33 protein-coding genes are annotated in these 21,469 nt (G+C 38.1%); 6 read left to right on the top strand and 27 right to left on the bottom strand.

The window, feature by feature from the left end; all coding sequences use genetic code 11:
* Nucleotides 1-66: 66 nt before the first annotated feature.
* Entirely contained in the window at nt 67-924 is an 858-nt protein-coding gene (locus tag RM549_RS06160; protein ID WP_311682845.1) for a hypothetical protein, read from the top strand.
* 18 nt (nt 925-942) lie between these two features.
* On the opposite strand, the gene RM549_RS06155 is transcribed toward RM549_RS06160, so the two are convergent.
* The 15 genes from RM549_RS06155 to RM549_RS06085 all read right to left on the bottom strand — a co-directional run bounded on the left by RM549_RS06155 (nt 943) and on the right by RM549_RS06085 (nt 6,910).
* Nucleotides 943-1,116 carry a hypothetical protein gene (locus RM549_RS06155; protein ID WP_311682843.1) on the bottom strand — a complete coding sequence of 58 codons (174 nt, stop codon included), beginning with the start codon at nt 1,114-1,116 and terminating at the stop codon, nt 943-945.
* Between the two features lie 49 nt (nt 1,117-1,165).
* On the bottom strand, nt 1,166-1,309 hold the full coding sequence (locus RM549_RS06150) for a hypothetical protein (protein WP_311682842.1): 144 nt from the start codon (nt 1,307-1,309) through the stop codon (nt 1,166-1,168).
* 121 nt (nt 1,310-1,430) lie between these two features.
* Nucleotides 1,431-1,706, bottom strand: a complete 276-nt coding sequence (locus RM549_RS06145; protein WP_311682840.1) for a hypothetical protein — start codon at nt 1,704-1,706, stop codon at nt 1,431-1,433.
* A 160-nt stretch (nt 1,707-1,866) separates the two neighbouring features.
* Nucleotides 1,867-2,289 carry a hypothetical protein gene (locus tag RM549_RS06140; protein ID WP_311682838.1) on the bottom strand — a complete coding sequence of 141 codons (423 nt, stop codon included), beginning with the start codon at nt 2,287-2,289 and terminating at the stop codon, nt 1,867-1,869.
* A gap of 13 nt (nt 2,290-2,302) precedes the next feature.
* Nucleotides 2,303-2,668 (bottom strand): hypothetical protein, encoded by a 366-nt coding sequence (locus tag RM549_RS06135; RefSeq protein ID WP_311682836.1) that lies wholly within the window; start codon nt 2,666-2,668, stop codon nt 2,303-2,305.
* Nucleotides 2,665-2,970 carry a hypothetical protein gene (locus RM549_RS06130; RefSeq protein WP_311682834.1) on the bottom strand — a complete coding sequence of 102 codons (306 nt, stop codon included), beginning with the start codon at nt 2,968-2,970 and terminating at the stop codon, nt 2,665-2,667. The genes RM549_RS06135 and RM549_RS06130 overlap by 4 nt, the downstream gene beginning before the upstream one ends.
* Complete coding sequence (locus RM549_RS06125; RefSeq protein WP_311682832.1) at nt 2,960-4,735, bottom strand: hypothetical protein; 1,776 nt, start codon at nt 4,733-4,735, stop codon at nt 2,960-2,962. Before RM549_RS06125 ends, RM549_RS06130 begins: the two co-directional genes overlap by 11 nt.
* A gap of 69 nt (nt 4,736-4,804) precedes the next feature.
* Nucleotides 4,805-5,191, bottom strand: coding sequence for a hypothetical protein (locus RM549_RS06120; RefSeq protein WP_311682830.1), 387 nt, complete (start codon nt 5,189-5,191; stop codon nt 4,805-4,807).
* A 1-nt stretch (nt 5,192) separates the two neighbouring features.
* A complete protein-coding gene (locus RM549_RS06115; RefSeq protein WP_311682828.1) occupies nt 5,193-5,402 on the bottom strand; it encodes a hypothetical protein in 210 nt (69 codons plus the stop codon).
* The gene (locus RM549_RS06110) at nt 5,399-5,572 is read right to left on the bottom strand and encodes a hypothetical protein (RefSeq protein WP_311682825.1); all 174 of its coding nucleotides are present in this window, start codon (nt 5,570-5,572) and stop codon (nt 5,399-5,401) included. The genes RM549_RS06115 and RM549_RS06110 overlap by 4 nt, the downstream gene beginning before the upstream one ends.
* The gene (locus RM549_RS06105; protein ID WP_311682823.1) at nt 5,569-5,868 is read right to left on the bottom strand and encodes a hypothetical protein; all 300 of its coding nucleotides are present in this window, start codon (nt 5,866-5,868) and stop codon (nt 5,569-5,571) included. The genes RM549_RS06110 and RM549_RS06105 overlap by 4 nt, the downstream gene beginning before the upstream one ends.
* A 75-nt stretch (nt 5,869-5,943) precedes the next feature.
* On the bottom strand, nt 5,944-6,150 hold the full coding sequence (locus tag RM549_RS06100; RefSeq protein WP_311682821.1) for a hypothetical protein: 207 nt from the start codon (nt 6,148-6,150) through the stop codon (nt 5,944-5,946).
* Nucleotides 6,151-6,423, bottom strand: a complete 273-nt coding sequence (locus RM549_RS06095) for a hypothetical protein (RefSeq protein ID WP_311682819.1) — start codon at nt 6,421-6,423, stop codon at nt 6,151-6,153.
* A 5-nt stretch (nt 6,424-6,428) separates the two neighbouring features.
* Nucleotides 6,429-6,614 carry a hypothetical protein gene (locus RM549_RS06090; protein WP_311682817.1) on the bottom strand — a complete coding sequence of 62 codons (186 nt, stop codon included), beginning with the start codon at nt 6,612-6,614 and terminating at the stop codon, nt 6,429-6,431.
* A gap of 2 nt (nt 6,615-6,616) precedes the next feature.
* Nucleotides 6,617-6,910 (bottom strand): hypothetical protein, encoded by a 294-nt coding sequence (locus RM549_RS06085; RefSeq protein ID WP_311682815.1) that lies wholly within the window; start codon nt 6,908-6,910, stop codon nt 6,617-6,619.
* 144 nt (nt 6,911-7,054) lie between these two features.
* On the opposite strand from RM549_RS06085, the gene RM549_RS06080 reads away from it, so the two are divergent.
* The 5 genes from RM549_RS06080 to RM549_RS06060 all read left to right on the top strand — a co-directional run bounded on the left by RM549_RS06080 (nt 7,055) and on the right by RM549_RS06060 (nt 10,825).
* A complete protein-coding gene (locus RM549_RS06080; RefSeq protein WP_311682814.1) occupies nt 7,055-7,513 on the top strand; it encodes a helix-turn-helix domain-containing protein in 459 nt (152 codons plus the stop codon).
* Between the two features lie 119 nt (nt 7,514-7,632).
* Nucleotides 7,633-8,583: a hypothetical protein gene (locus RM549_RS06075; protein WP_311682812.1), complete on the top strand. Its 951-nt coding sequence runs from the start codon at nt 7,633-7,635 to the stop codon at nt 8,581-8,583.
* Between the two features lie 37 nt (nt 8,584-8,620).
* Complete coding sequence (locus tag RM549_RS06070) at nt 8,621-8,980, top strand: hypothetical protein (protein ID WP_311682810.1); 360 nt, start codon at nt 8,621-8,623, stop codon at nt 8,978-8,980.
* Between the two features lie 24 nt (nt 8,981-9,004).
* On the top strand, nt 9,005-9,553 hold the full coding sequence (locus tag RM549_RS06065) for a hypothetical protein (RefSeq protein ID WP_311682808.1): 549 nt from the start codon (nt 9,005-9,007) through the stop codon (nt 9,551-9,553).
* 360 nt (nt 9,554-9,913) lie between these two features.
* Nucleotides 9,914-10,825, top strand: coding sequence for a sulfotransferase domain-containing protein (locus RM549_RS06060; protein WP_311682806.1), 912 nt, complete (start codon nt 9,914-9,916; stop codon nt 10,823-10,825).
* A 1-nt stretch (nt 10,826) separates the two neighbouring features.
* On the opposite strand, the gene RM549_RS06055 is transcribed toward RM549_RS06060, so the two are convergent.
* From RM549_RS06055 to RM549_RS06000, 12 genes are all read right to left on the bottom strand, one after another.
* Nucleotides 10,827-11,042, bottom strand: a complete 216-nt coding sequence (locus RM549_RS06055) for a VF530 family protein (RefSeq protein ID WP_311682804.1) — start codon at nt 11,040-11,042, stop codon at nt 10,827-10,829.
* Between the two features lie 44 nt (nt 11,043-11,086).
* Entirely contained in the window at nt 11,087-12,124 is a 1,038-nt protein-coding gene (arsB, locus tag RM549_RS06050) for an ACR3 family arsenite efflux transporter (protein ID WP_311682802.1), read from the bottom strand.
* Between the two features lie 11 nt (nt 12,125-12,135).
* On the bottom strand, nt 12,136-12,768 hold the full coding sequence (locus RM549_RS06045) for a low molecular weight phosphatase family protein (protein ID WP_311682800.1): 633 nt from the start codon (nt 12,766-12,768) through the stop codon (nt 12,136-12,138).
* 25 nt (nt 12,769-12,793) lie between these two features.
* On the bottom strand, nt 12,794-13,264 hold the full coding sequence (locus tag RM549_RS06040; RefSeq protein WP_311682798.1) for a DUF6428 family protein: 471 nt from the start codon (nt 13,262-13,264) through the stop codon (nt 12,794-12,796).
* A gap of 49 nt (nt 13,265-13,313) precedes the next feature.
* Nucleotides 13,314-13,643: an ArsR/SmtB family transcription factor gene (locus RM549_RS06035; protein ID WP_311682797.1), complete on the bottom strand. Its 330-nt coding sequence runs from the start codon at nt 13,641-13,643 to the stop codon at nt 13,314-13,316.
* Between the two features lie 119 nt (nt 13,644-13,762).
* Nucleotides 13,763-14,995: an ATP-dependent Clp protease ATP-binding subunit ClpX gene (gene clpX, locus RM549_RS06030; RefSeq protein WP_311682795.1), complete on the bottom strand. Its 1,233-nt coding sequence runs from the start codon at nt 14,993-14,995 to the stop codon at nt 13,763-13,765.
* A 67-nt stretch (nt 14,996-15,062) separates the two neighbouring features.
* On the bottom strand, nt 15,063-15,743 hold the full coding sequence (gene clpP / locus RM549_RS06025) for an ATP-dependent Clp endopeptidase proteolytic subunit ClpP (protein WP_311682794.1): 681 nt from the start codon (nt 15,741-15,743) through the stop codon (nt 15,063-15,065).
* Nucleotides 15,744-15,910: 167 nt separating this feature from the next.
* The gene (gene tig, locus RM549_RS06020; protein ID WP_311682792.1) at nt 15,911-17,233 is read right to left on the bottom strand and encodes a trigger factor; all 1,323 of its coding nucleotides are present in this window, start codon (nt 17,231-17,233) and stop codon (nt 15,911-15,913) included.
* Between the two features lie 86 nt (nt 17,234-17,319).
* The gene (locus RM549_RS06015; protein WP_311682791.1) at nt 17,320-17,661 is read right to left on the bottom strand and encodes a phage holin family protein; all 342 of its coding nucleotides are present in this window, start codon (nt 17,659-17,661) and stop codon (nt 17,320-17,322) included.
* 81 nt (nt 17,662-17,742) lie between these two features.
* Nucleotides 17,743-19,314 (bottom strand): SGNH/GDSL hydrolase family protein, encoded by a 1,572-nt coding sequence (locus tag RM549_RS06010; protein ID WP_311682790.1) that lies wholly within the window; start codon nt 19,312-19,314, stop codon nt 17,743-17,745.
* A gap of 11 nt (nt 19,315-19,325) precedes the next feature.
* Nucleotides 19,326-20,585: an OmpP1/FadL family transporter gene (locus RM549_RS06005; RefSeq protein WP_311682788.1), complete on the bottom strand. Its 1,260-nt coding sequence runs from the start codon at nt 20,583-20,585 to the stop codon at nt 19,326-19,328.
* Between the two features lie 121 nt (nt 20,586-20,706).
* Nucleotides 20,707-21,468 carry an alpha/beta fold hydrolase gene (locus RM549_RS06000; protein ID WP_311682787.1) on the bottom strand — a complete coding sequence of 254 codons (762 nt, stop codon included), beginning with the start codon at nt 21,466-21,468 and terminating at the stop codon, nt 20,707-20,709.
* Nucleotide 21,469: the final 1 nt, after the last annotated feature.

The raw sequence follows: 21,469 nt of genomic DNA, 5'->3' as shown, positions 1-21,469 counted from the left end.
TTTTATTTAATTACATTTAATAAATTCTAAAAAATTATTTTTCACTAAACTTAAATTAATTCTTCTTTGGAAAGAATAGTAAATCAATTCAGATCTTTATTTGAAGTATCATCTGAACGTCTAAGAAACCCTCTTTTATTTTCCTTTTTTATCTCCTTATTGATAATAAATTGGAAAAGCGTTTTAATCCTTCTTTTTTCGGAATCTTCTATAGAAAAGAGAATATTTTTTGTCGAAGACAATTATTTAAATATTTATACTTCTTTGGTTGTTCCTTTGTTAATCGCTTTGGTTTACACTTTCCTCCAAGACCTGTTTATGAGGATTGTTGAAAAGGTTACTTATCGAGAAATTAATAAAAGAAGAGAAATTAAAAATCAACACCTATTAGATAAGATAGGTAGGAAATTTGAAAGAGATAAAAAAGAATTAAAATTTGAAAACCAAAAAAGTGAACTTTTAAGGGAGCAGAACATTAATCTACAAATTGATAATTATAAAAAGGAAATATCTAATCTGCAAGAGAAAAATGCCCAACTAAATAAACGAAACGAGGAACATTTAAAAAAAATAGAAGAAGCCCAAAAAGAAAATGCCAGATTGTTTAGTATAGCCAATAACGCTGAATGGAAAAATTTATTCGAGAATGGAGAAGAATTTCATGGTCAATTTGCATTGATAATTAATCATAAAAATAAAATTGGTACTAATGACATATTGGCTGAATTATCGTCTTACATAGAGAAAGAAACTAACGGTACAATTGAATACACTGGTTGGGATCCTCTAGAAAATAAAGGGGGATTTATGGTTAATTATAAATTTAAGGGTGATCGCGATAGAAATGAGGTCCAAGAGTTGATTAATATATACTTGGAAAGTAATAACTTCAAATTGCCCAATTCCGTAAGAAAGAACGGTTAACCGTTGTTTTGAATTCATTTACTTGCTTCTCAAATTCAACCACTGCCGATATAACTTTATGGGTGCGCAAATGGCACTAGATTTTTCCTTCTCAACTGTTGGTAAGGTTTTATTTTTTAAGAATTCTGTAAACGGTGCCTGGTGTAGTATTGGTAATTCTGAAACCACTACATAATTTACATTCTTGGTCATAGGTTAAGTTATTTAGCCGTTGCAAGACCGTTGCAACGGCATGATTGATTTAGATTACTTCCTCGTAGCCGGAAGGAGAACCAAGAGATTTAAAGAGCTCTTTTGTTTCCAGGCTGTTAAGCGTATGCCGTTTTTTCGCTTCTTCTTCGGTAACGTTCGGGTTCCGATTGAATTCAACTTGTATCCAGTGCATTGTTTTTTGAACATAGCCCTTTGATAAGTGGTTGAAGATCTTGTATGCTTTGCCTTTAGACAGACTGCATGGAATAGGTTTTAAGGAATTGGGATTAGACGTAGACATGGTGAAATTTGGGTTAGATATTAGACATTCCATTTCTGCGGCTGGCTTGATAGTGTGCGTTGGCTTCTTTGTAGTTCATAGCCCAAATTCTGGTTCTTCCCCGGTTAAAAGAGAATTCCTTCAGGCCTTTTTTGATCATTTCGGCTTTGTTCTTTTCATAATATTCGATTTGTTTTTCAATTTTCCGTTGCTTCAGTGTTTTTACAATTGCCCGGTAAAGAGCTATTATACAGAGTACAAGGAATATTGCGGCTAAAACGTAGGCTATTAGAGTAATTTTTGAGTTCATAGATTTCAGGGTAGATTTAGGATTAAGATTTTTGTTTATTTTTCAGTTTCTCATTCTCTTTTTTCAGAAAGTGGATTTTAAAAAAGGCCCAGGTATTTACAAAGGTGCAGCCCAGGACAAATGCAGTAAATAATAGTTGTTCGATAATTGTCATTTTTTACTATTGCTTTAAACGTTGTACATCAAGTCGATAATAGCCATTTTGAGGGGCACGCATATAGGATAGATCTTCTTCTAATCGGTACTCACGGCCTGGTTTAATAATTTCAAACGGAATGGCATCTTCCATGTGCTCATATTTCCATTGTTCGATCCAGAGGAAGTCAATTTTACGGTCATTTGCCAAAAAACGAAGAGAAAAACGTTCTTCAGACTGGCTCCATTCCACAAAATAGATCCCGTTGGACTCGTTTTGGTGAATTTTGCCATTTTTAAACTGGTAGTCCGGAGAAATAATAATCTCGCCGGGAACATCAGGATTAAAAAAGACAAATTCCATTTCGTAACCGGTATTATGCTCATAATCTGGCTCGCAACCGGTAAGGATCAATAGGACGGAAAGAAGAAGTAGTAGTTTTTTCATGATATTGTTGATTTTATGCTATTAATTGTGTGGCTGTTGGAATTTGTTCATCTATTGCCGTTGCAAACCTGATGCAACGGCTAATTTCACCGTCTATGGTAGAAGCTTGTTTGCGGAATTCCAGAAGGGCATCCAATAATACCAGCGCTCTATGAAGGGAAAGTTTTAGCGTTGAATTCTCCGGAACCGTTTGCCCGGCAGTTTTCTTGTTGAATTCGTACCACATTTCTACAGCTATCGATAGATCCTTCATGTAATTTCTAGGATTAGACATGATGGTAGAGAGCGTTTTTTGCATAGAAACGTAGTTGTTTAGCACATCCTTCAGCAACTGGAAGTCCTGAGCTTTTACCTGTTTTACTTCAATTATTGCATTCATAGCGTATAGGAAAAAATTAGGTTCGTAGTGTTGTTTATATAGAAGTTCACCTGTTGGGTTACGTTTACAAAAGGTGAAGCGGCAAACCTGCTAAGCATTCCTTCTATGATATCGCGCTCAGGTTTTCGGTTCTCTTTAATCGGGCTGTACCACACTGGAGAAACTTTTCTTCCGCGCCCGTTGGTCAATTTCAAGTGGTCATTTCCGTTTTTTAGGAGAATGCACATAGAAATTTTACTACAGTTGCTGCAATAGATATTTCTTGAAGATCCGCAGCGGCATTTTTTTGAATTAAAGCTCATAACTGGAATATTTTATGGATTGCTTTTCATTCAATTTTCTAATGATCTCGGGTAGATCCTGAGTAACTGAGCGGTTCCCGATTTGCTCTACCTTCGCAAATAATTCCTGAAGATCAAACTTGTTGTTTAAGTAGCTTTTTACATGTTTCTCAGCTTTTTGAAGGTCTGTAAGCCTTCTTTTTCGCTTCTTCGCGGCTACTTTGGTATCTGTTGTTTTTCGCTTTAAATAATCCTGGTGTTTTCTCCAGGCTTCGCCGGCATAATATTTAAAACCGCCTTCTTTGGCCGTGGTCCTGGTTAGGTCGAAATACTCTCCGGGGAAAAGTAAATTGTAATCGGGGTGTTTTTTGAGGTACCGTCCAACGGCCGCTAAACCATATCGCAATTCAGGAATTTTCGTTACCAGGCTTTGCTTATTCAAACTATGGCCGGCGTTGGTTATAAATTTTTCCTGCATCCAGGTATTGTAGGCCTTTAACCAACTGGCTTTGTATGGCGTGGCGGTTTTGTAGAGCTTCGCCGCAGTTTTGAAAAAATCCTGAAGAACGAGCTCCTTAAATTCTTCGCGGCTCATAGATCCTGAAAAAGCTTCCTTTTCAAGAATTTCCTTGCGGATTGGGGTGTAATCATCATAGTGATGGGCGACCAGCTGGGCAGCGAAGTCTGTTTTTTCTTCCAGTTTCTGTCTCAAAAAATGGCTGAGCGTATTTTTTTGACCGCCGGTGTGATTTTTTTCGGCCCTGGTGTTATTTTTTTCCGCGGCGGCATTATTTTTTTCTACACCTTGCGACCGGGTGTTTCCAATAGAAGAAAAATTAGGTGACGTGAGGCCTTTTTTGGCCGAACTCCTTTCTCCCGAATGTTTATCAACATTCGCTTTTATTTCTTTATTGTTTGTGAAAGATCTATTAGATACATTGTTATGCGGACAAACTGTCCGCCCGTCGGGGGTAAGTGATTGATTTCCAGCAGCGGTTTTTTTCGGCGCATGGTTGTCTGTGATGCTTAAAATTGCAGGATTGATCCTGATTTTAACAGGTCTTGCCGAACCTTCAAAAGTGTAATCCTGCAATATTCCCGCCTCCTGCAACCGCTTGCGTTGCCTCCTGAGCGTTCTTTGGCAAACATCAAGCCTTCGCTCCTTATTTATCTTTGCGCTTGTTATCCATCCGCTATGGATCTCTACAGCCGGCAGCTCGCTGGGGAAATGTAGATCCAGCCTTTGGTGCCGGTCCTTGCGCTTGTACAATTGTTTGCTGTAGTGCCAAAGTATCGCCTGGAAAACAAGCTGCGTTTGATATTTAAGGGTCTGGATCTTTTCCTGCGAAGCAATAGGTTTGCCGTTGCAACGGTTGTATTCTACAACACGTTTGTTCCTCTCCCATATATCCAGGGGCTTGATCATGTTATAGAAGCTTACCAGGGAAGCCATTTCCTTTTCTGTCAATGGCTCCTTTTTACGTTGCCTTTCTACAACTTTGTTGTATCTCCTTACTTCCTGATTGGCGGTTGTAACCCGCTCGTTATAGGCATCGGCAGCTTTTAAGTAATTGCCCATCGTGGTTTTAATGTCCTCCGGAATAATGATTGGATGAACATATTTAACCTCTTTGGGTTCTTCCCGTTGCAACGGCTCCAACGGCGAAGTAGGTTTGCCGTTGATTTGCCGTTGCTGGCCGTTGGGATTTACGTTAAAAATTCCATTAAGTTCTAATATTGCGCGGTTAAGCATAGGGGGCTTTGAATTATTTTTGTATTTTTGCATATCTACTATTTGTTGTTATAGACAAATGATAATGGGTAAGCAGGGCGGGGGCGTCCTGCTTTTTCTTTTCTAGGGTATAAAGTCAACATTCATAAGTGTTTTCTTTTGTATTCCCAACGGTACCCGGTGAACATGAATTAAATGTTCCGGATATTCTTCCCGGTAGTACTTATGAAGTCCATAGGTGTCATCATGCATTATTTCTTTTTGCAATAGATCCATTTCACTTATCTCTACTGACCAGCAAGCATTTTTCAAATCTGCCCGCATAGCCAAAGGATCATTATTTTGCCATTCAGCATACTTTGTATATCGACAAAGAAATTTTCTCATTTCTTCCACATTCGAAATAACCAGAAGAGGAAATTCGTGTCTTTTGATCATTCCCTTACCTTTCTGAAATTCCTGGCAGGCGTAGGAAACAATAAAGGCTGATTTTTGAGTTACCTTTTTCATATTAGCTTTTACTTAAAGGGTTCGACTTCCTTAAAAAAACCAGGTCACAATTAATTCCTTCCCGCACCCGGATCTTCTTTTCCCGGTGCATTTGGTTAAGGGAGTTTTTAAGAGCAGCTATACCAATTCCCGCTTTAACAGCTAGTTGTACAAGGCTAATTCCGCTCTTTTCGTTTGCATTTTCTTCTATGATCTGGAGTAGGTTGCTCATGATTCTATATTTAAGTTGATCACTTCCATTTCAGCATTGCCAGATTCATCAATAAAGGGGTTGCCCACCTTGCATGGTCCGCCTCCAAATTCGTGGTATAAAAACTCCTGAAGATCTTCCTCATTAAATTCTCCTGAAGCATTTACCTGGATTGTAATTGTTTTTGTCATAAGAAAAAGGCATCAAGTTGTTCGCCGTTGTACCATTGTTCTATCTGTAGGGGTTTCCTGGAAAAGAACATTACCAGGTACGAAGGCCGTTGCTGTAAATATTTTTTCTGAAGCAGTTCCCGGTGAATCTTAGATAATTGCTCATTATGCAGCACCGAACGGTTAAAGGCAAAATCGCACTTGTAGCGCAAGATCTCCACCTGTAGCATCCTGCGATATAGCCGCACTGCAACGGCTGGTAGGGCAACCATTGCAACGGCTAAAAAAATAAGGGGGAGTAGGTTAATTTCTTCCATAAAGGTTTTATAAAAAATGGGCGCTCCTAGCCTATGCAAAGACCTTCGCGCCCATTTTGGGCATGCGCCCGGGTTTCATGAATGCATTATTTCTGCAACCAGCATTTCTATATTATCTGGATGAAATTTTGCCGGCAGCTTATCATACACGCTTTTTCTTTTTGGTTTCTTGCGGGAATACTTCTTTTTATCTTCTTCAATTAACCGAATGAACGCCTCCTTTGCCTCTTCATCTAAAGCGGAATAGGTGGCGTAAACAATATGTTCGGTTAATTGGCTCATTTATTTTTTATCTATGTCTTCTCTGAGTTTGATAATTGTAGTTTCAAGACCTTCAATGTATCTTGCTAATACCAAATTGCCTGGTACACCCATACGCTCTGCCTTCTGTTTGAGTTTATGTCTTCTGTGAGTTTCCCAAATAAGCTCCTGCTCTTTCTGATAAGTTTCAAGCTCTTCTCTGTGTTCCTCAAAACCTTCTGTATCGTATATATCCCAACAAGGATCTCTCTTCCAGTTTTTTTTTAGTTCTGTTATCTCTGCCTCTGTTGCCATCACTATTACGCTGATATCGGGTTATCAAAAACAGTTTCTTCTTTGCTCATTTGCTCGCGGTACCTGGCAATTTTCCCGGAGAAAAAACCGGCAATAGCGCAGGTATTTCTTATCCCGAATTGAAAGTTTTCTAATTGTTTGAGTTGGGTTTCCAGGTGGGTGATTTTTTCTACTAATTGTTGTTGTTCCATTTTTATTGGGTTTTTTCGACCGGTTGGGCCGTGGGTTCATATTTCTTCTTTCTCAATTTTTTTAGTTCTTCCTGCTTGGTTAAAACTTCGTCTTTATACCTAAAAAGCTCCAGAAGGACGTTGAAGTCACTTTGATTCCCTGCCAAGACATCGCTTACGATTTTTATAGTATATTCCTTGGATCTGGAAGGTTTTAATCCTGCATCATTTAATCTTCCTGCAATTAGCTTCGCATAACCTTTAGGAAAAATCGCACGAAGCTCTTCACGTTCTTTATCTGTTACCTTAATTTTCATATCTTGTGTGCTTTTATCTCCTTTAACGGGAGCTTGTGTTATTTATTCACACTTATGTAATAATTATTCACATGCAAACATATAAAATTTATCAGTACAAAAACAAATTAATGTGAAAAAATATACTTCCAATTCTGAAATTAGATGAATATTAAGGAACTAAGAGCTAAAACCGGATTGTCTCAAAAAGAGTTTGGAGCAAGGCTAGGACTGACTTCACAGAGCATTACCAAATTTGAAGCTGGCGGAAAAGTTACTGATACAGTAAAAAAGTTAATTCGCTATGAATTTTCACAACACCTTCCGGAAGAAGAGCGGTTATATCCTGTAGAGGGTGAACACGGTAAAGAGCAAATTTCAGCAGATGAACGGCGTACTGCCACTAAGGTTGATTCTCCTGAAGAAATTGAGAAGGAAAGGGAGCGCTATGAAGATCAAGTTGCAAAACTTGCGGAAGAGTTTCATAGAATAGCTAATCAATATGAAGATCACATTGAAGAATTAAAACGAGATAAAGAAGACCTTAGAAATGATAAGAAAATCTTGCAACAGTACATTGAAAATTTATCCACTAAACCTGGCGGTAATCAGCAAACCGCCTAAAAATAGTATGGAAATCTAAAAGCAAACCCACGAAACTAAAATTTAAGAACAGAACAAAAAAGGGGAAAAATCCCCTGATAATAATTTAGACTAGGAAAGTAAACCAGGCATTGTAGCCAGTGAAGTCGGTTAAATTAAAAATAACAAAAAAAGCATACAATTTGAGATTACGAGTTATTCGCGATTTGCTAAAAGAGGAATTGCCGGAATTGAAGGTAGATTCTAAACTGAGAAGTAATAATCCTCAGACTTGGAATTTCAACAATCCGGCATACTTGAGTACAGCAATTATGGATCTGGAAAAATTAAATTTGTTCGATTCATATATAGAACCAATTAAAGAACTCGGTATCTTCCCCACTAAAGTTCCGTCTTTGGTCTTGGATCAACCAACCCATTTGAAGTTAAGCAAGTATATTGGGGACTTACGAACTGCAACTGAAGGATTGATTTATGGAATTTCCCAGACAATTGAACTGAATGATGAAAACATTGTAAGTATCAAAATTCCACCACCCAAGAATTTTGCTGAGCTAGGAAAAATATCTACTAGACTTGAAAAAATATTCTCTCAGACAATTTATCATGAGGATATCGGAGGAAGTATAACTATCAAAAACTTTGATACTGGTTCCTACTGGATAGATATTTTGGCAAACTCAGCTACAACTGTTACAGTTATTGGTGGCTTAGCTTATTCCGGAGCTATTGTTTTTAAAGTATACCAGGAAGGAAGATTGCTTCAGGAAAAGGTCCGTGAAATGAAAATTTCCAATGAGGCCGCGGAAGAAATAGAAGAGAAATCTGATAAAGAAGTCGATAGAATTGCGGAAGTAGAGGCCAATTATGTATATGATAAATATTACAAGAGCAATAAGGATCCAGAACAAATTAGCAGAATAAAATTTGCTCTTAAGGAATTGGCAGTTCTAAATTATAACGGTGGTGAAATACATCCATCGTTACACTCTTCAAAAGAAATTAAAGAAACGTTCCCCAATTATCAAAGGCTTGAAAAAATTGAATCCAGAATAGAAAAATTAGAGCAGAGAACAAAAAAAAAGAAATAATAAATAGCAATACTTATCGGAGATTTAATAGAAGCGAATGGAAGATCCCGTAGATATTAAAGCGTTTCGTTTTAAAGCCAGGCTCACCCAAAAAGAACTGGCAAAACAGATTGATGTTACAATTGCTACTATTTCCCTGGCAGAGCGTAAGAGGCCTTCTAAAAAATTAAGTCGTAAAATAAGAACAACTTTTCCTGAATATTTTAGAAAATGGGAACGTGAAAAACCGGTGATGCTAAAAGATCCAGAACTGGAAAAGGAAGTAAAGGAATTACGGAAGGAGAATAGCGATCTTAAAAGATATAAGAATCGGTGTATCTGGCTGGAGAAGGAAAAAAAGTCGCTTATGCAGCATAATGAGGAATTACAGGAGAAATTAAAGAAGCTTAATAACTAATAAAACACCTGCTAAATAGTTCCTATGGAAGATTGGTTTTATTCTCTGACGCCAGCCATTGTCACGATTGTAACAAATATTGTTTTCTACTATTTCGTAAAGGGTAGAATTCAAAATTCCTTCGAACAGAAAAACATCATTTTTCAAGGCTTATTTCAGGAAAAGATTAAGATCAACAGAGAGCTACTGGAAAAGATCAACAAAGTAAGTGATGGCATATATATGTTCAATTTAGAGTCTGAAATAAAAGATCTAAAAGAATTAAGGAACAATTTTCAATCCTTAATCTACTACAATATGATCAATCAGCCTTTCTGGTCCACTAGCACCTTAAAGCAATTGAATCTATTGAACAAAGAATTTGAAAGTATTTTGAAGCTCTTTGGTGATTTTATAATTGCTAAGGAAGAATCGATATATGAAGAAAATCCAACCCTCGATAATGTGAATAAAAGATTTAAACCCTTCATAGTGGAAATAACCAGGGAACCTTTATTCCACACCTATATTAACTCCTTAGTAGTAGAAATGAGAGAAGATATGAGGGTAAATGTTTTTAATAAAAAGAAGTAGAACAACAAGGCCACAAAGCGAGCCAACTTTAATCAATATCTAAGGATTTCTACCTAAAAAAACTATTGAAAATGAACCAGTTAAAAATTAATAATAAAATCTGCAAAACTGAAAATCCTTGTGTCCCTGGTTCGATTCCTGGAGGCACCACTTGAAAACCCAAGACGAAAGTCCTGGGTTTTTTCGTTTTATATCCTCCTCAACTCCTGTAAATAGTGGATTAAACTTGTATTAGGAAATAAATTCTTCTATAACCTGAATAAATTTTTAGCACTCATAAAGTTCTTCTTTACTAATAGTTTATTAACGGCTGTTCTGGCAACAAATAATTTTATTAGCTTGTTTTAAAAGTACAGGTAAATGAACATTCTGCAGATAAGTGCACCAAAATCAGGAAGCTATTGGCTACACACAATTTTACATCAGATTCTTCAGAAGAAGGATATTCCTATGAAATCTTTTATTCAACAACAGGAAATTTACCAACATGCAAAAAACCTGGAGCTCAGCTTTAAAGATCAGGCAGCGGTTGATATGATGGATATTGAGCAAGATGATTGTTATTATCGGATAAGTTCAGTTTTCAGGGAGAAACTACCAGATCCTGCAGCGTACGCAAATTCCACCAGCCTGGCCTGGACACATTCCACCTTATGCACCATGAGTTTTGATATTCTTCCTCTTTTCACAAAGAGAATATGCATCGTTCGGGATCCAAGAGACAGGGCATTATCGGCTGCAAAATTTGCTTTTACTCCGTATATGAAAAAGCACTACCCTTCCCCTTATTCTTCGCCGGAAGAGTTTATACAAAATGAATATGCGAACCTACTGGAACGTTGGGTATGGTTTTATGGCAATTATCTACTTCATAAAGAAGAATTAGATATTCATATTGTTTTCTATGAACGATTGTTGCACGATTTTCCTGCTGAATTAAAATCTTTACTAAATTACCTTCAGGTTAGTTTATCTGAAGAACAACAAAAGGAAATAGAGGAAGCCGTGACTTTTTCTAATATGAAAAACAAAAGCCCGAAGCACCTCAACAAAGGAAAATTCGGGAAATGGATGGAGCAATTAAGCGAAGAACAAAAGAAACTTGCGATAGAAAAAGCAGGAGGCTTAATGCAGCACCTCAACTATCCGTTAAAAATTATAGAAGGACAGGAAAAACTGCCTTCGCTTACTTCTGATATTCCACAAAATAAATTAAAAGAAATGCTTCAGGATATCTCCTGGTATGAATTGTACAACAGCAATAGTCTTTAGACTAAATACTTTTCAAATATAATTGTTCAACTTTTTCCCGTGCCCAGGGCGTCTTCCGAAGAAATTTTAAGCTGGACTTTATAGAAGGATCATGTGTAAAACAACGGATATTTATTCTTTTTCCCAGTTCGTCCCAGCCGTACTTTTCTACAAGTACATTAAGTATATCCACCAGTTTTACTCCGTGTAAAGGATTATTTTTTTGCTGTTGATCCATTAATATATATTTCAAAAAGATGAGCTTCTGAAAAAATTCAGATTTCAATAATACTTCTTTTTCAGCCAAAAAGAGACGCGTACCAAAAGAATAAGCGCCGGAACTTCTATTAAAGGACCTATTACTCCCGCAAATGCCTGCCCCGAATTTAATCCGAAGACAGCTATCGCAACCGCAATAGCCAGTTCAAAATTATTCCCGGCCGCCGTAAAAGCTATAGCGGCATTTTTATCGTAGGTTGCCCCCATTGCTTTACTGATAAAAAAGCCAATTATAAACATAAGTGTAAAATAAATCAGCAACGGTACGGCGATCATCACCACATCCATAGGGATTTCCACAATGAGTTCGCCTTTAAGTGAAAACATAAGTCCAATTGTGAAAAGCAAGGCGGTAAGTGTAATAGGCGAAATTGCAGGTATAAATTTGTTATCGTACCAGTCGCTCCCCTTTTGTTTTACTAAAAAGTATCTGCTCAGGATGCCCAGCACGAATGGAATTCCCAGGTAAATTGCCACACTTTCTGCAATAGTAGCGATAGAAATATCTACTACGGCACCATCGAACCCAAATAACGGCGGTAACTCAGTAATAAATAACCAGGCGTAAAAACTGTAAGCAAAAACCTGAAAAATACTATTTAAAGCTACCAGACCCGCTCCATATTCACTACTCCCCTCTGCAAGGTCGTTCCATACCAGTACCATGGCGATGCAACGCGCCAGACCAATTAGGATAAGACCCACCATATATTCCGGGTAATCCTGCAGGAAAATCATGGCCAAAGCGAACATTAGAATTGGTCCAATAATCCAGTTAAGAAGTAAGGAGATCGATAAGATTTTAACATTCCGGAAGACTTTAGGCAAAAGCCGGTAATTGACTTTTGCCAGCGGCGGATACATCATAAGAATTAGCCCCACTGCAATGGGCCAGTTGGTGCTGCCGCTACTATAGGATTCTATCCTCTCTGGGAAAGATGGAAAGAGATAACCCACAGCCACACCAATTCCCATGGCAATAAATATCCACAACGTAAGATAAGTATTTAGGAAACCAAGTTTTTTGTTGTTCTCAGCCATTAAAGTGGATATTATACAAATTTCTGCTGTTGAACCGTAGAGAATACGTACAACATTTCTGTTGCTATTTCATTACTCCGTTCTTCGTATTTCTGATCCTGTTGCGGGGTCCCGTCGAAAGCTTTGGGATCATCATATTTCACAGGAATGCGTTTTTCGGCACCGGGAATAAACGGGCAGGTTTCATCGGCATGAGAGCAGGTCATGATCGCTGCAAAGTTTTTTTCCGGGTTTGCAGTGTCATCAAATTTCTTGGAGTACATCTTTAAAGCAGGTGCATCTTGAGCATAATTAACTGCATAAACCGGATTTTCAGTTCCTTCAGATGACACCTCAAAACCGGCATTTTTAATAGCAGATACTGCATTTTCGTTAAATGCTGTAACTTCTACTCCGCCGGAAAAGGCTAAAATTTCAAGCTCACAATAAGCAGCCATCGCCTGGGCCCAAATTTGGGAAAATTGGCTCCTTCTTGAGTTATGAGTACAAATGAAATGAAGCTTTATTTGCTCATTTTCAATTATTTTACCCTTTATGTACTGAATTAGCGGCTTCAAAACTTCCTTTCGTTCTTCTGAAACACCATTTATATCAAAAGATGCTATTTTTTGCTGCACTGAAGGCAGTAATCGTGTTTTTTTCATCCTCTTATAGGTCAGAATAGGATAATTAGCAACATCCGCTACCGGGTTCACAGGCCGCTGAAGGTGATGCCTCGAATTTGGCAATTATCGGCCTTGAGTTTTCCTTCACGCCACATTGATCTAAAGCAAGACAGCCAGTTTGTTTATTCAGCAATAGAAAATGTTTACCATCGAAGCCAAGATCATACTTCCCTATAGTATTTCCCTGATATTCCACCTCAATTTCTGAATCTTCTAGTTCAAGCACCCTTTCAGAAAGTTCAATTATCGACATTAATTTTTCAGGATGCAGGCGATGGTCGTAATCCATGGCTTCCCACAACTGGAAATTGACAACTTCTTCATCTCTTAAAGTCCCTCCACAATCGATAAATTTCTTGCTGACTTTTCCGATTTCGGTAACATGAAAATGACTCGACACCAAGGTTCCATCTGGTAATTGAAATGCGATCTGGTCTAACTCCCCCAAATGTGTTTTAATTTCTGATAACTTCATAACCACTATTGTTTAATCGCAATAAAGCGATGATTAAAATTAAATTTTTTTAGCAACAGCTCTTATCTGAAGCTGTTTGATTAAGAAACCCTGCAAAAAGATCTTTTAATTCTTCCCACTTTTGGGTGTTAATACAATAACAAACCCTTGTGCCTTCGATATTCCCTTTTATTATTCCAAGGTTTTTAAGCTCCTTGAGGTGTTGGGAGATCGTGGGCTGTGCCAAACCTATTACTCCCACCAGGTCACCACAAACGCAGGAATCGGTTTTAAATAAATGCTGAAGAATGGCAATGCGGGCAGGATGTCCCAAGACCCTTGCAGCCAGTGCCAGCTTGTTCTGGTAATTGGTAAATATTTCAGATTTTGTAACGCCCACTTTTTCTTCAGTATTAATTCATTGTAATATTACGATAGACATATCAATTCTCAAAATAAAAATTCAAAAAAAAAAGCCACTCCCGAAAGAAGTGGCTTTAGATTCAATGTTATTCGGTTTTAAGAAACCGCCTTGAGCTTATTAATTGTTGATTTGTTCAGCTTATTTTCGGCATACTCTGCATCAACAACGAGTTTTGTCTGGTTACTTTCCGGCATTTCAAACATAGCATCTGTAAGAATTGCTTCACAAAGAGAGCGCAATCCCCGGGCGCCTAGTTTGTATTCCACAGCTTTTTCAACAATATAATCCAAAGCATCTTCAGTCATCGTAAACTCTATATCATCCATCTCGAAGAGCTTCTGATATTGTTTGATAATTGCATTCTTAGGCTCGGTAAGGATTTGTCTAAGCGTTTCTTTATCCAGCGGGTTCATATAAGTAAGTGCGGGAAGACGCCCGATAATTTCCGGAATTAGTCCGAAATCTTTTAAATCCTTCGGGATAATGTATTTCAGCAGATTAGTACGCTCTATTGTATCGTCATTTTTTGAAGCACTGAAGCCTACCGCCTGCATGTTGAGCCTCTTACTGATATTTCTCTCTATACCATCAAATGCACCACCGGCGATAAACAGAATATTTTCTGTATCTACTTCAATAAATTTTTGATCGGGATGTTTCCTTCCTCCCTTAGGCGGAACGTTTACCGTAGTTCCTTCCAGCAACTTCAACAATGCCTGCTGAACACCTTCTCCCGAAACATCTCTTGTGATAGAGGGATTATCACTTTTACGGGCGATTTTATCGATTTCATCAATAAAAACGATTCCGCGTTGAGCCTTTTCTGTATTATAATCTGCTGCCTGCAGGAGACGTGTAAGAATTCCTTCTACATCTTCTCCCACGTAACCCGCTTCAGTTAAAACAGTAGCATCCACAATAGCCAAAGGAACGTTTAGCATCTTTGCAATTGTCTTCGCAATAAGGGTTTTACCGGTACCGGTCTCCCCTACCATAATGATATTACTTTTCTGGATCTCCACATCATCATCTGTACCCGGCTGCAACAATCTTTTATAGTGATTATAGACCGCAACAGACATTACTTTTTTAGTGTCCTCCTGTCCTATCACATACTCATCCAAAAAAGATTTTATAGCTTTTGGTTTACTCAGCATTAAATCTGAAGAAAGTTCTTTGGCTTCACCCTGCCGGGATTCTTCCAGAACTATACCGTGAGCCTGTTCAATACATCTGTCACAAATATGAGCATCCAGACCGGCTATCAATAAGCTGGTCTCCGGCTTCTTCCTACCACAAAATGAACATTCTAAATCTTCCTTACCCATCTACTTTGGTTTTCCTATTATTAATTCAGGTTTCGTATAATATAAAAAATGATTCCTGAATTCCAATTTATGCTTCTCTTTTTAATACTTCATCGATCATACCATATTCTTTGGCTTTATCTGCCTTCATCCAGTAATCACGGTCACTATCTTCATGTACCTTATCATAATCCTGACCACTATGCTTGGAGATGATTTTGTACAATTCTTCCTTCAAAATCAGTATTTCCCTGGCAGTAATTTCAATATCACTGGCCTGACCTTGGGCACCTCCCAAAGGCTGATGAATCATCACCCTGGAATGTGGAAGTCCGCTTCTTTTGCCTTTTTCGCCGGCACAAAGTAAAACTGCACCCATAGAAGCTGCCATTCCTGTACAAATTGTTGCCACATCTGGTTTTATAAATTGCATAGTGTCATAAATTCCCAATCCTGCGTATACACTACCTCCCGGAGAGTTAATGTAAATCTGAATATCCTTGGAAGCATCTGTACTCTCCAGAAAAAGTAACTGTGCCTGGATAATATTTGCAATCTGATCGCTTATGCCCGTACCCATAAAGATAATACGGTCCATCATTAAACGTGAGAAAACATCCATTGCAACGGCGTTCATCTGCCGCTCTTCAATAATGTTAGGAGTCATCCCCACGGGTGGAGTTACCGCGCTCACTAACTTACCGTAATAGTTGCTATTAATCCCGTGATGTTTTGTGGCGTATTTTTCGAATTCTTTTCCGTAGTCCATCAATTCTATTTTTTATTTTCTGCTTTATGACATTCAAAAATTCAGCCAATTAAACTTTTACGTCAAATTGGCTTCTTCTTTACCCAAAGCGGATAACTGTTACTAAAAAAGGTGTTAGACCAATTCGGTTTAACACCTTAAAGATAAGTATAAATTATAGAAAAAGCTTACTCATAAATTTCTTTCACAAATTCGTCGTAGGTTACCTCTTTCTCATTGAAGTTCATATTTTCTTTATAGAATTCCAACAATTTTTCATTCATCACCTGCTCAGATAAACGCTTAGCTTCGTCCTGATTAGAAAGAATTCGCGCAGCGATATCATCTAATTCTTTTTCTGAAGGATCCATCTGCCCGAACTGAGCCATCTGGACTTTGATTTTATCTATAGCAAAGGCTTTAAGATCTTCAAAATTAATTTCAAGACCATTGTCTTTCATCACTTTACCTTCAATTAATTGGTAACGCAGACCTTTTTCGCTCTTTTCGTACTCTTCTGCAGCTTCTTCCTCAGTCATTGGCTCCTCACCTACAGTCTGGATCCACTTCTGAAGAAATTCTTTAGGAAGTTCAAATTTCGTATTCTCGATTAAAGCTTCAGTAACATCATTCATAAGTTGCTGATCGCTTTGCTGCTGAAACTGTTTTGCTGCATCCTCCTTTATCTTCTCCTTAAGCTCTGTCACCGTCTTTACCTCATCCTTACCAAAAAGTTTATCAAATAATTCCTGGTCAAGATCTGCAAGTTCCTGTTGATTAACTTCAGAAACGGTGAATTCTACTTCAATATCTAAATCATGAGCTTTGTCATGTTCAATTTTAAGATGCTGAATTAAATCGTGATCATCTTCAAAAAGGTCTTTAGTATTCAGGCTGATGGTATCACCTGCCTTAGCTCCTAAAAATTTATCAAGATTTTCTTTTCCTTTAATTTTCTCCAATTCTACAGAAGTTGAATTCTCTATACCTTCTTCTTCATTCTTAAAAGTACCTGCTACGATATCACCTTCTTCTGCCTTTTCTTTAGAAACCAGCTTCCCGTATTGCTTCTGCATATTCTTGATCTGGTTATCCACCATCTCATCATCTGCTACAATATTATAATGGGTAATTGGTTCTTTAACATCAAGGTCAACATTAAACTCGGGAGAAAGTCCCAGTTCAAATTCAAAGGTGTAGTTATCTTTATCCCAGTCAAAATTCTCCTGTTCCTTAGGAAGTGGATTTCCAAGCACATCAAGCTTCTCCTCTTTAAGATAGTTGTTTAAACCTTCCTGAAGTAGTTTATTTACCTCGTCTACCAAAACGGCTTTACCATATTGCTTCTTCACCATTCCCATAGGCACATGCCCTTTCCTAAACCCTGGTATATTGGCGTTTTTGCGATAATCTTTTAAAATTTTATCTACTTTTCCCGAATAGTCCTCTTTTGCGATATCTACTTTTACTATCGCATTTAGTTCATCAATATTCTCTCTGGTAATATTCATCTTGACTTGTTATAAAAATTGGAGTGCAAAATTACACTTTTTTCGTAAGCCCGCAAAGTTTCAATTTACTGAATTTCAGCAGGGTTCTAATCTGAATCTAAAATGGAAAATAACAGTGATTGAAAAAGTGACAGTAACAAACTGAAAATTATAGCCATTAACAATCCATCTACCACAAAACCACCCACAAAGGCATCTGCCAAAAGAATAATTATGGCATTTATTATCAACAAAAATAATCCAAAGGTAATTATGGTCACAGGTAAGGTAAACAATACCAGGATTGGCTTTACTATAAGATTGAGAATTGCCAAAACGAGCGCTACAATTATGGCAGTACCATAACTATCCACACTCACACGAGGTAAAAATTCGGCTAAAACAAGAACCGCTATGGCAGACAACAGGATGCGAATAATAAACTTCATAATAATATCGATTTGTTCACAAAAGTGCAAAAAAAACGCCGGACAAAAATCCGGCGTTAAAACTTTGGGTGAAATTTAATACTACTGAACGTCGTTACTCAGTGTAACTGTATTGTAGCCCCCTACATTTACTTTAGGAACTTCTGAATTATAAGTTTCATTGACTTCATCAATAATTCCATTTGCAATAATAGCATAACCTCTTGGAGTTAAATGAATCCCATCCAGAGAGAAAGCGCCTCCAGTAACAAATTCTGAAGTAACTGTTCCGGCATCGAAAGCGATACCTTCGTTTGCCAACCGGGTCAACATTGCATTTGCATCTACCAGACCCAGACCATTAGTTTGTGCCAGAGCCGCAATTGTTTGGTTATAGCTTGCAGTTGCCGCAGCAATCATTTCCTGCTCACTTGTGGTCAAAACATACTGGTCACCAAGAGGAACAGAAACTCCGTTTACCATCATAGGATCATCTCCTACAGTAGTTCCCAGAAAACCTAAAGCCGGAAGCGGAATAAGGTCTCCAACAGTCGCCTGTCTTAACTGCCCCAATAATCCAGCCGTTTGCGGATCAAGATTAAAAGGAGCTCCCTGTATTATCTGACTTATATCGGTTAAACTTTCGTCTGCAAGCGTTACAAAATTATCGCCTTCAGTAAAATTAATTCTTCTTGCCTGCACCTCTTCTGCAGTTAACAGACCAATTTGCATAAGTCCCGGAAGAATTTGATCATTATATGCTGCAAATTGTGCATTTAAAGCCGCTGCTGTTTGTGCATCTAATGGAATGGCGTCTACAGGAACTGTAGTAAAATAGGGAACAGAAGCAACATCTGGAATATTAATTAACACTCCGCCGGATGTTGAAGCTGCCAAGGCCTGAACCATCTGCCCATAAACAGCTGCAAACGCGTTTGGATCTGTAATATCGTTTTGCCCATACGTACTAAAATATTCCATTGGATTAGCACCAGTGAACGTTCCGGTTTGGTCTACTCCAGTTCCACCTGAAGTAGCAAAGCCTAACACATCATTGTTTCCTATCCATAAGGAAAAGAATGTAGGTTCCTGTGCTAAAGCATCCTGAACAACAGTAGTTCCTGGCGAGGAAGCAAATCTTACAAAATAAGGGTTGGCTGTCGCAGGCTGCGTTGTGAGTCCGCTTAGGTCACCGTAATGCGGAAAGGCGAGATGATAACTTTTAGCACCGGGAACGCCCATGTTGCTATAGCTACCTTCTAATTTTGCACCTACCTCTGTTGTGGGCTGACTTCCGCGATATCTTTGTGGGCTAGGATTTCCTTCTGCATCAAAAGCGAGAACGAGTCGCGTATCAAAGCCGGGAACGGTTTGACCACCTAAAACAAGCCCTCCGGCATTGTCATTCACCAACGGCTGAGTGAACTCCTGGTTATCCTGTACCAGTGAGAATTGTTTTGCAAGAATATTGGGATAAGAATTTTGTTGTCCTGTTCTATAAAGTGATCCATCGGCATATCCCGCTGTTAAGGAGTTTCCCAGGGCTACATAGTTTGAAAAATCGGCTTCTCCGTTACTGTAAAAACCTTCTTCTTCTATGGAATTTTCGAATTCCGGTTCACAGGAAACAATACCTAAAGCCAGAACTGCTATATATTTAAAATAATTTTTCATAGTGATTCCTATTAAATTTTGATTGTTAATCCAAGTCCAGGTATAAAAGCACTGGATTTAAAAGTTCCCCCAAAAGGCACCTGCACTTCCTGAGTACCGTCAAGTTCTGTATAATGATCGTAAGTTTCATCAATTTCTTTAAACCTGCTGTAAAGGAAAGAAGCATCTATAGCAAAACGATCATTAATATTTATGGAAAGTCCTCCTGTGAAGTTGTTGGAATCGTTACGAGGAGTTTCAGGAGCAAAATAACCTGACTGTACCGGTGATTCATCAAAATAATAACCTGCGCGAAGCGTAAAAGTTTCATTTGCCCAGTATTGAAGTCCGAATCGGTAAATAGATGAATTTTTATAATTTCTGGGATTTTCAGAATCAGGAATGGCTGCATCTGCGAAATCTATATCTAAAGAATTATAGACGTCCCAATAATTCCTGTTGTAATCTACCGCCAGTGTCCATTTATCAAACTGATAAGAAGCACCTACTGAAAGTTCTGCTGGTAAAGGCAAGGCAGCATTAAACTGAGTATCTGCGAAAGGTGTACGAGGAGAATTTGGAATATTTTCAAAATCTGCATCTCCGCCTTCGGCATCCATAATTATTTCTGAACGGTAATTCACTCCAAAACGTAAATTTTCGGTAGGACTGTACATACCTCCAAGAGACCATCCCCATGCGCTAACGCCAGAAGCATCAACAGTAACATTAGCGCGGTTTCCATCAATATCAGTTAACGTTCTGTTCAAATTTCTGTTGAAATTAACCGAACCGCTTACATAGATTGGACCACCCCCAACACTTAGCTTCTCTGAAATTTTAACAGATGCTAACGGTTGGATGTAAATTGCCTGCAAATCAATATTGTTAACAAGATGAGAACCAGCCCAATCATCAGGCCACTCCACAGAACTCCCGTAAGGAGTATAGGCACTTAAACCCAAAGTCAACCAGTCATTTACACTATAGGAAAAGTAAGCATAAAAAGGAGTTCCAACCGGACTATCAGTCTCTGCCATCTGCCCAAATTCATCATTCTGCCAGATCACATTAGAGAAAACCGCACTTGCGCCAACGGCAACGTTTATCTTATTCTCCAAATACACCAAACCTGCGGGGTTAAAAAATGCAAGTTCAGCATTATTCACCAAAGCCACTCCGGTATGGCCCATAGCCAAAGAACGCTGACCCTGAAGACTGACCCTGTAGCCTCCGGCGTAGGTCACCGCTGAGGCTAAACCTATAACGGCCAGTAAAAGTAATTTTTTCATAATTTTGATGGGATTAAATTTCGTGTGAAATAATATATAATGATCAAAATTAAAATAAATTACATATTACGCAACAATTAGCCTCAAAATATTATGCATACATAATATTTTCCTTGAAGTTTTATAGAAATGACATTACCACAGTATAGAATTCTTTTCTTTTTTCTGCATGAACCCAATGACCGGCGCGGGGTATAGTCACTAGTTCAGCTTTACTAAATTGTTCTTTAATTGGCTCCCAATCCTCCTCCTTAATATATCTCGAATTCCCGCCTTTAATAAAAAGTGTGGGCTTATCGTAAGTATATTGCACAGGAAGTGCCGCACCAAGATCTTCAATATTATCTTTTAGAGCTTCTAAATTAAGTTTTAAAGAAAGTTCTTTTTTAGTCTTCCAGTATAGGTTTTTAAGCAGGAATAGCCGTGTAGGCTTATCTGGAACAAAATCTGCTAAAAAATCTTCTGCATAACCTCTTGATGTAATCGTTGCTTCATCTAAAGCTGTTAGACCAGCGAGAATTTCCTGATGGTGAGGAGCATAATATTTAGGTGCAATATCTACTACAAGTAATTTTTTTACTAATTCAGGATTAAGAAAAGCTGTTAACATGGCAGTTTTCCCACCCATAGAATGGCCCAGGAGAATAATATTTTCAAGTTGTTTATCCTGGCAATAACCTGCAACATCTTCAGCAAGAAGATTATAGTTAAAATCGTCACTATGCTGACTTTTTCCATGATTACGCTGGTCTATAAGATGCACCTCATACCCTTCTTCTGCAAAGGAATTTCCTAAAGTTTTCCAGTTATCACTCATCCCTAAAAATCCGTGCAAAATGAGAAAAGGCTTCCCTTCACCAATTATCGTTGAATGTAATTTCATC

This window comes from Autumnicola patrickiae (assembly GCF_031846525.1).
Classification (GTDB): Bacteria; Bacteroidota; Bacteroidia; order Flavobacteriales; family Flavobacteriaceae; genus Autumnicola; species Autumnicola patrickiae.
This window is presented reverse-complemented; position numbering and strand designations above follow the sequence as displayed.

Coding starts and splice junctions, on each gene's coding strand:
- RM549_RS06155 (WP_311682843.1), bottom strand. CDS start 1,116: ATGACCAAGAATGTAAATTATGTAGTGGTTTCAGAATTACCAATACTA.
- RM549_RS06150 (WP_311682842.1), bottom strand. CDS start 1,309: ATGCACTGGATACAAGTTGAATTCAATCGGAACCCGAACGTTACCGAA.
- RM549_RS06145 (WP_311682840.1), bottom strand. CDS start 1,706: ATGAACTCAAAAATTACTCTAATAGCCTACGTTTTAGCCGCAATATTC.
- RM549_RS06140 (WP_311682838.1), bottom strand. CDS start 2,289: ATGAAAAAACTACTACTTCTTCTTTCCGTCCTATTGATCCTTACCGGT.
- RM549_RS06135 (WP_311682836.1), bottom strand. CDS start 2,668: ATGAATGCAATAATTGAAGTAAAACAGGTAAAAGCTCAGGACTTCCAG.
- RM549_RS06130 (WP_311682834.1), bottom strand. CDS start 2,970: ATGAGCTTTAATTCAAAAAAATGCCGCTGCGGATCTTCAAGAAATATC.
- RM549_RS06125 (WP_311682832.1), bottom strand. CDS start 4,735: ATGCAAAAATACAAAAATAATTCAAAGCCCCCTATGCTTAACCGCGCA.
- RM549_RS06120 (WP_311682830.1), bottom strand. CDS start 5,191: ATGAAAAAGGTAACTCAAAAATCAGCCTTTATTGTTTCCTACGCCTGC.
- RM549_RS06115 (WP_311682828.1), bottom strand. CDS start 5,402: ATGAGCAACCTACTCCAGATCATAGAAGAAAATGCAAACGAAAAGAGC.
- RM549_RS06110 (WP_311682825.1), bottom strand. CDS start 5,572: ATGACAAAAACAATTACAATCCAGGTAAATGCTTCAGGAGAATTTAAT.
- RM549_RS06105 (WP_311682823.1), bottom strand. CDS start 5,868: ATGGAAGAAATTAACCTACTCCCCCTTATTTTTTTAGCCGTTGCAATG.
- RM549_RS06100 (WP_311682821.1), bottom strand. CDS start 6,150: ATGAGCCAATTAACCGAACATATTGTTTACGCCACCTATTCCGCTTTA.
- RM549_RS06095 (WP_311682819.1), bottom strand. CDS start 6,423: ATGGCAACAGAGGCAGAGATAACAGAACTAAAAAAAAACTGGAAGAGA.
- RM549_RS06090 (WP_311682817.1), bottom strand. CDS start 6,614: ATGGAACAACAACAATTAGTAGAAAAAATCACCCACCTGGAAACCCAA.
- RM549_RS06085 (WP_311682815.1), bottom strand. CDS start 6,910: ATGAAAATTAAGGTAACAGATAAAGAACGTGAAGAGCTTCGTGCGATT.
- RM549_RS06080 (WP_311682814.1), top strand. CDS start 7,055: ATGAATATTAAGGAACTAAGAGCTAAAACCGGATTGTCTCAAAAAGAG.
- RM549_RS06070 (WP_311682810.1), top strand. CDS start 8,621: ATGGAAGATCCCGTAGATATTAAAGCGTTTCGTTTTAAAGCCAGGCTC.
- RM549_RS06065 (WP_311682808.1), top strand. CDS start 9,005: ATGGAAGATTGGTTTTATTCTCTGACGCCAGCCATTGTCACGATTGTA.
- RM549_RS06060 (WP_311682806.1), top strand. CDS start 9,914: ATGAACATTCTGCAGATAAGTGCACCAAAATCAGGAAGCTATTGGCTA.
- RM549_RS06055 (WP_311682804.1), bottom strand. CDS start 11,042: ATGGATCAACAGCAAAAAAATAATCCTTTACACGGAGTAAAACTGGTG.
- arsB (WP_311682802.1), bottom strand. CDS start 12,124: ATGGCTGAGAACAACAAAAAACTTGGTTTCCTAAATACTTATCTTACG.
- RM549_RS06045 (WP_311682800.1), bottom strand. CDS start 12,768: ATGAAAAAAACACGATTACTGCCTTCAGTGCAGCAAAAAATAGCATCT.
- RM549_RS06040 (WP_311682798.1), bottom strand. CDS start 13,264: ATGAAGTTATCAGAAATTAAAACACATTTGGGGGAGTTAGACCAGATC.
- clpX (WP_311682795.1), bottom strand. CDS start 14,995: ATGGGTAAGGAAGATTTAGAATGTTCATTTTGTGGTAGGAAGAAGCCG.
- clpP (WP_311682794.1), bottom strand. CDS start 15,743: ATGGACTACGGAAAAGAATTCGAAAAATACGCCACAAAACATCACGGG.
- tig (WP_311682792.1), bottom strand. CDS start 17,233: ATGAATATTACCAGAGAGAATATTGATGAACTAAATGCGATAGTAAAA.
- RM549_RS06015 (WP_311682791.1), bottom strand. CDS start 17,661: ATGAAGTTTATTATTCGCATCCTGTTGTCTGCCATAGCGGTTCTTGTT.
- RM549_RS06010 (WP_311682790.1), bottom strand. CDS start 19,314: ATGAAAAATTATTTTAAATATATAGCAGTTCTGGCTTTAGGTATTGTT.
- RM549_RS06005 (WP_311682788.1), bottom strand. CDS start 20,585: ATGAAAAAATTACTTTTACTGGCCGTTATAGGTTTAGCCTCAGCGGTG.
- RM549_RS06000 (WP_311682787.1), bottom strand. CDS start 21,468: ATGAAATTACATTCAACGATAATTGGTGAAGGGAAGCCTTTTCTCATT.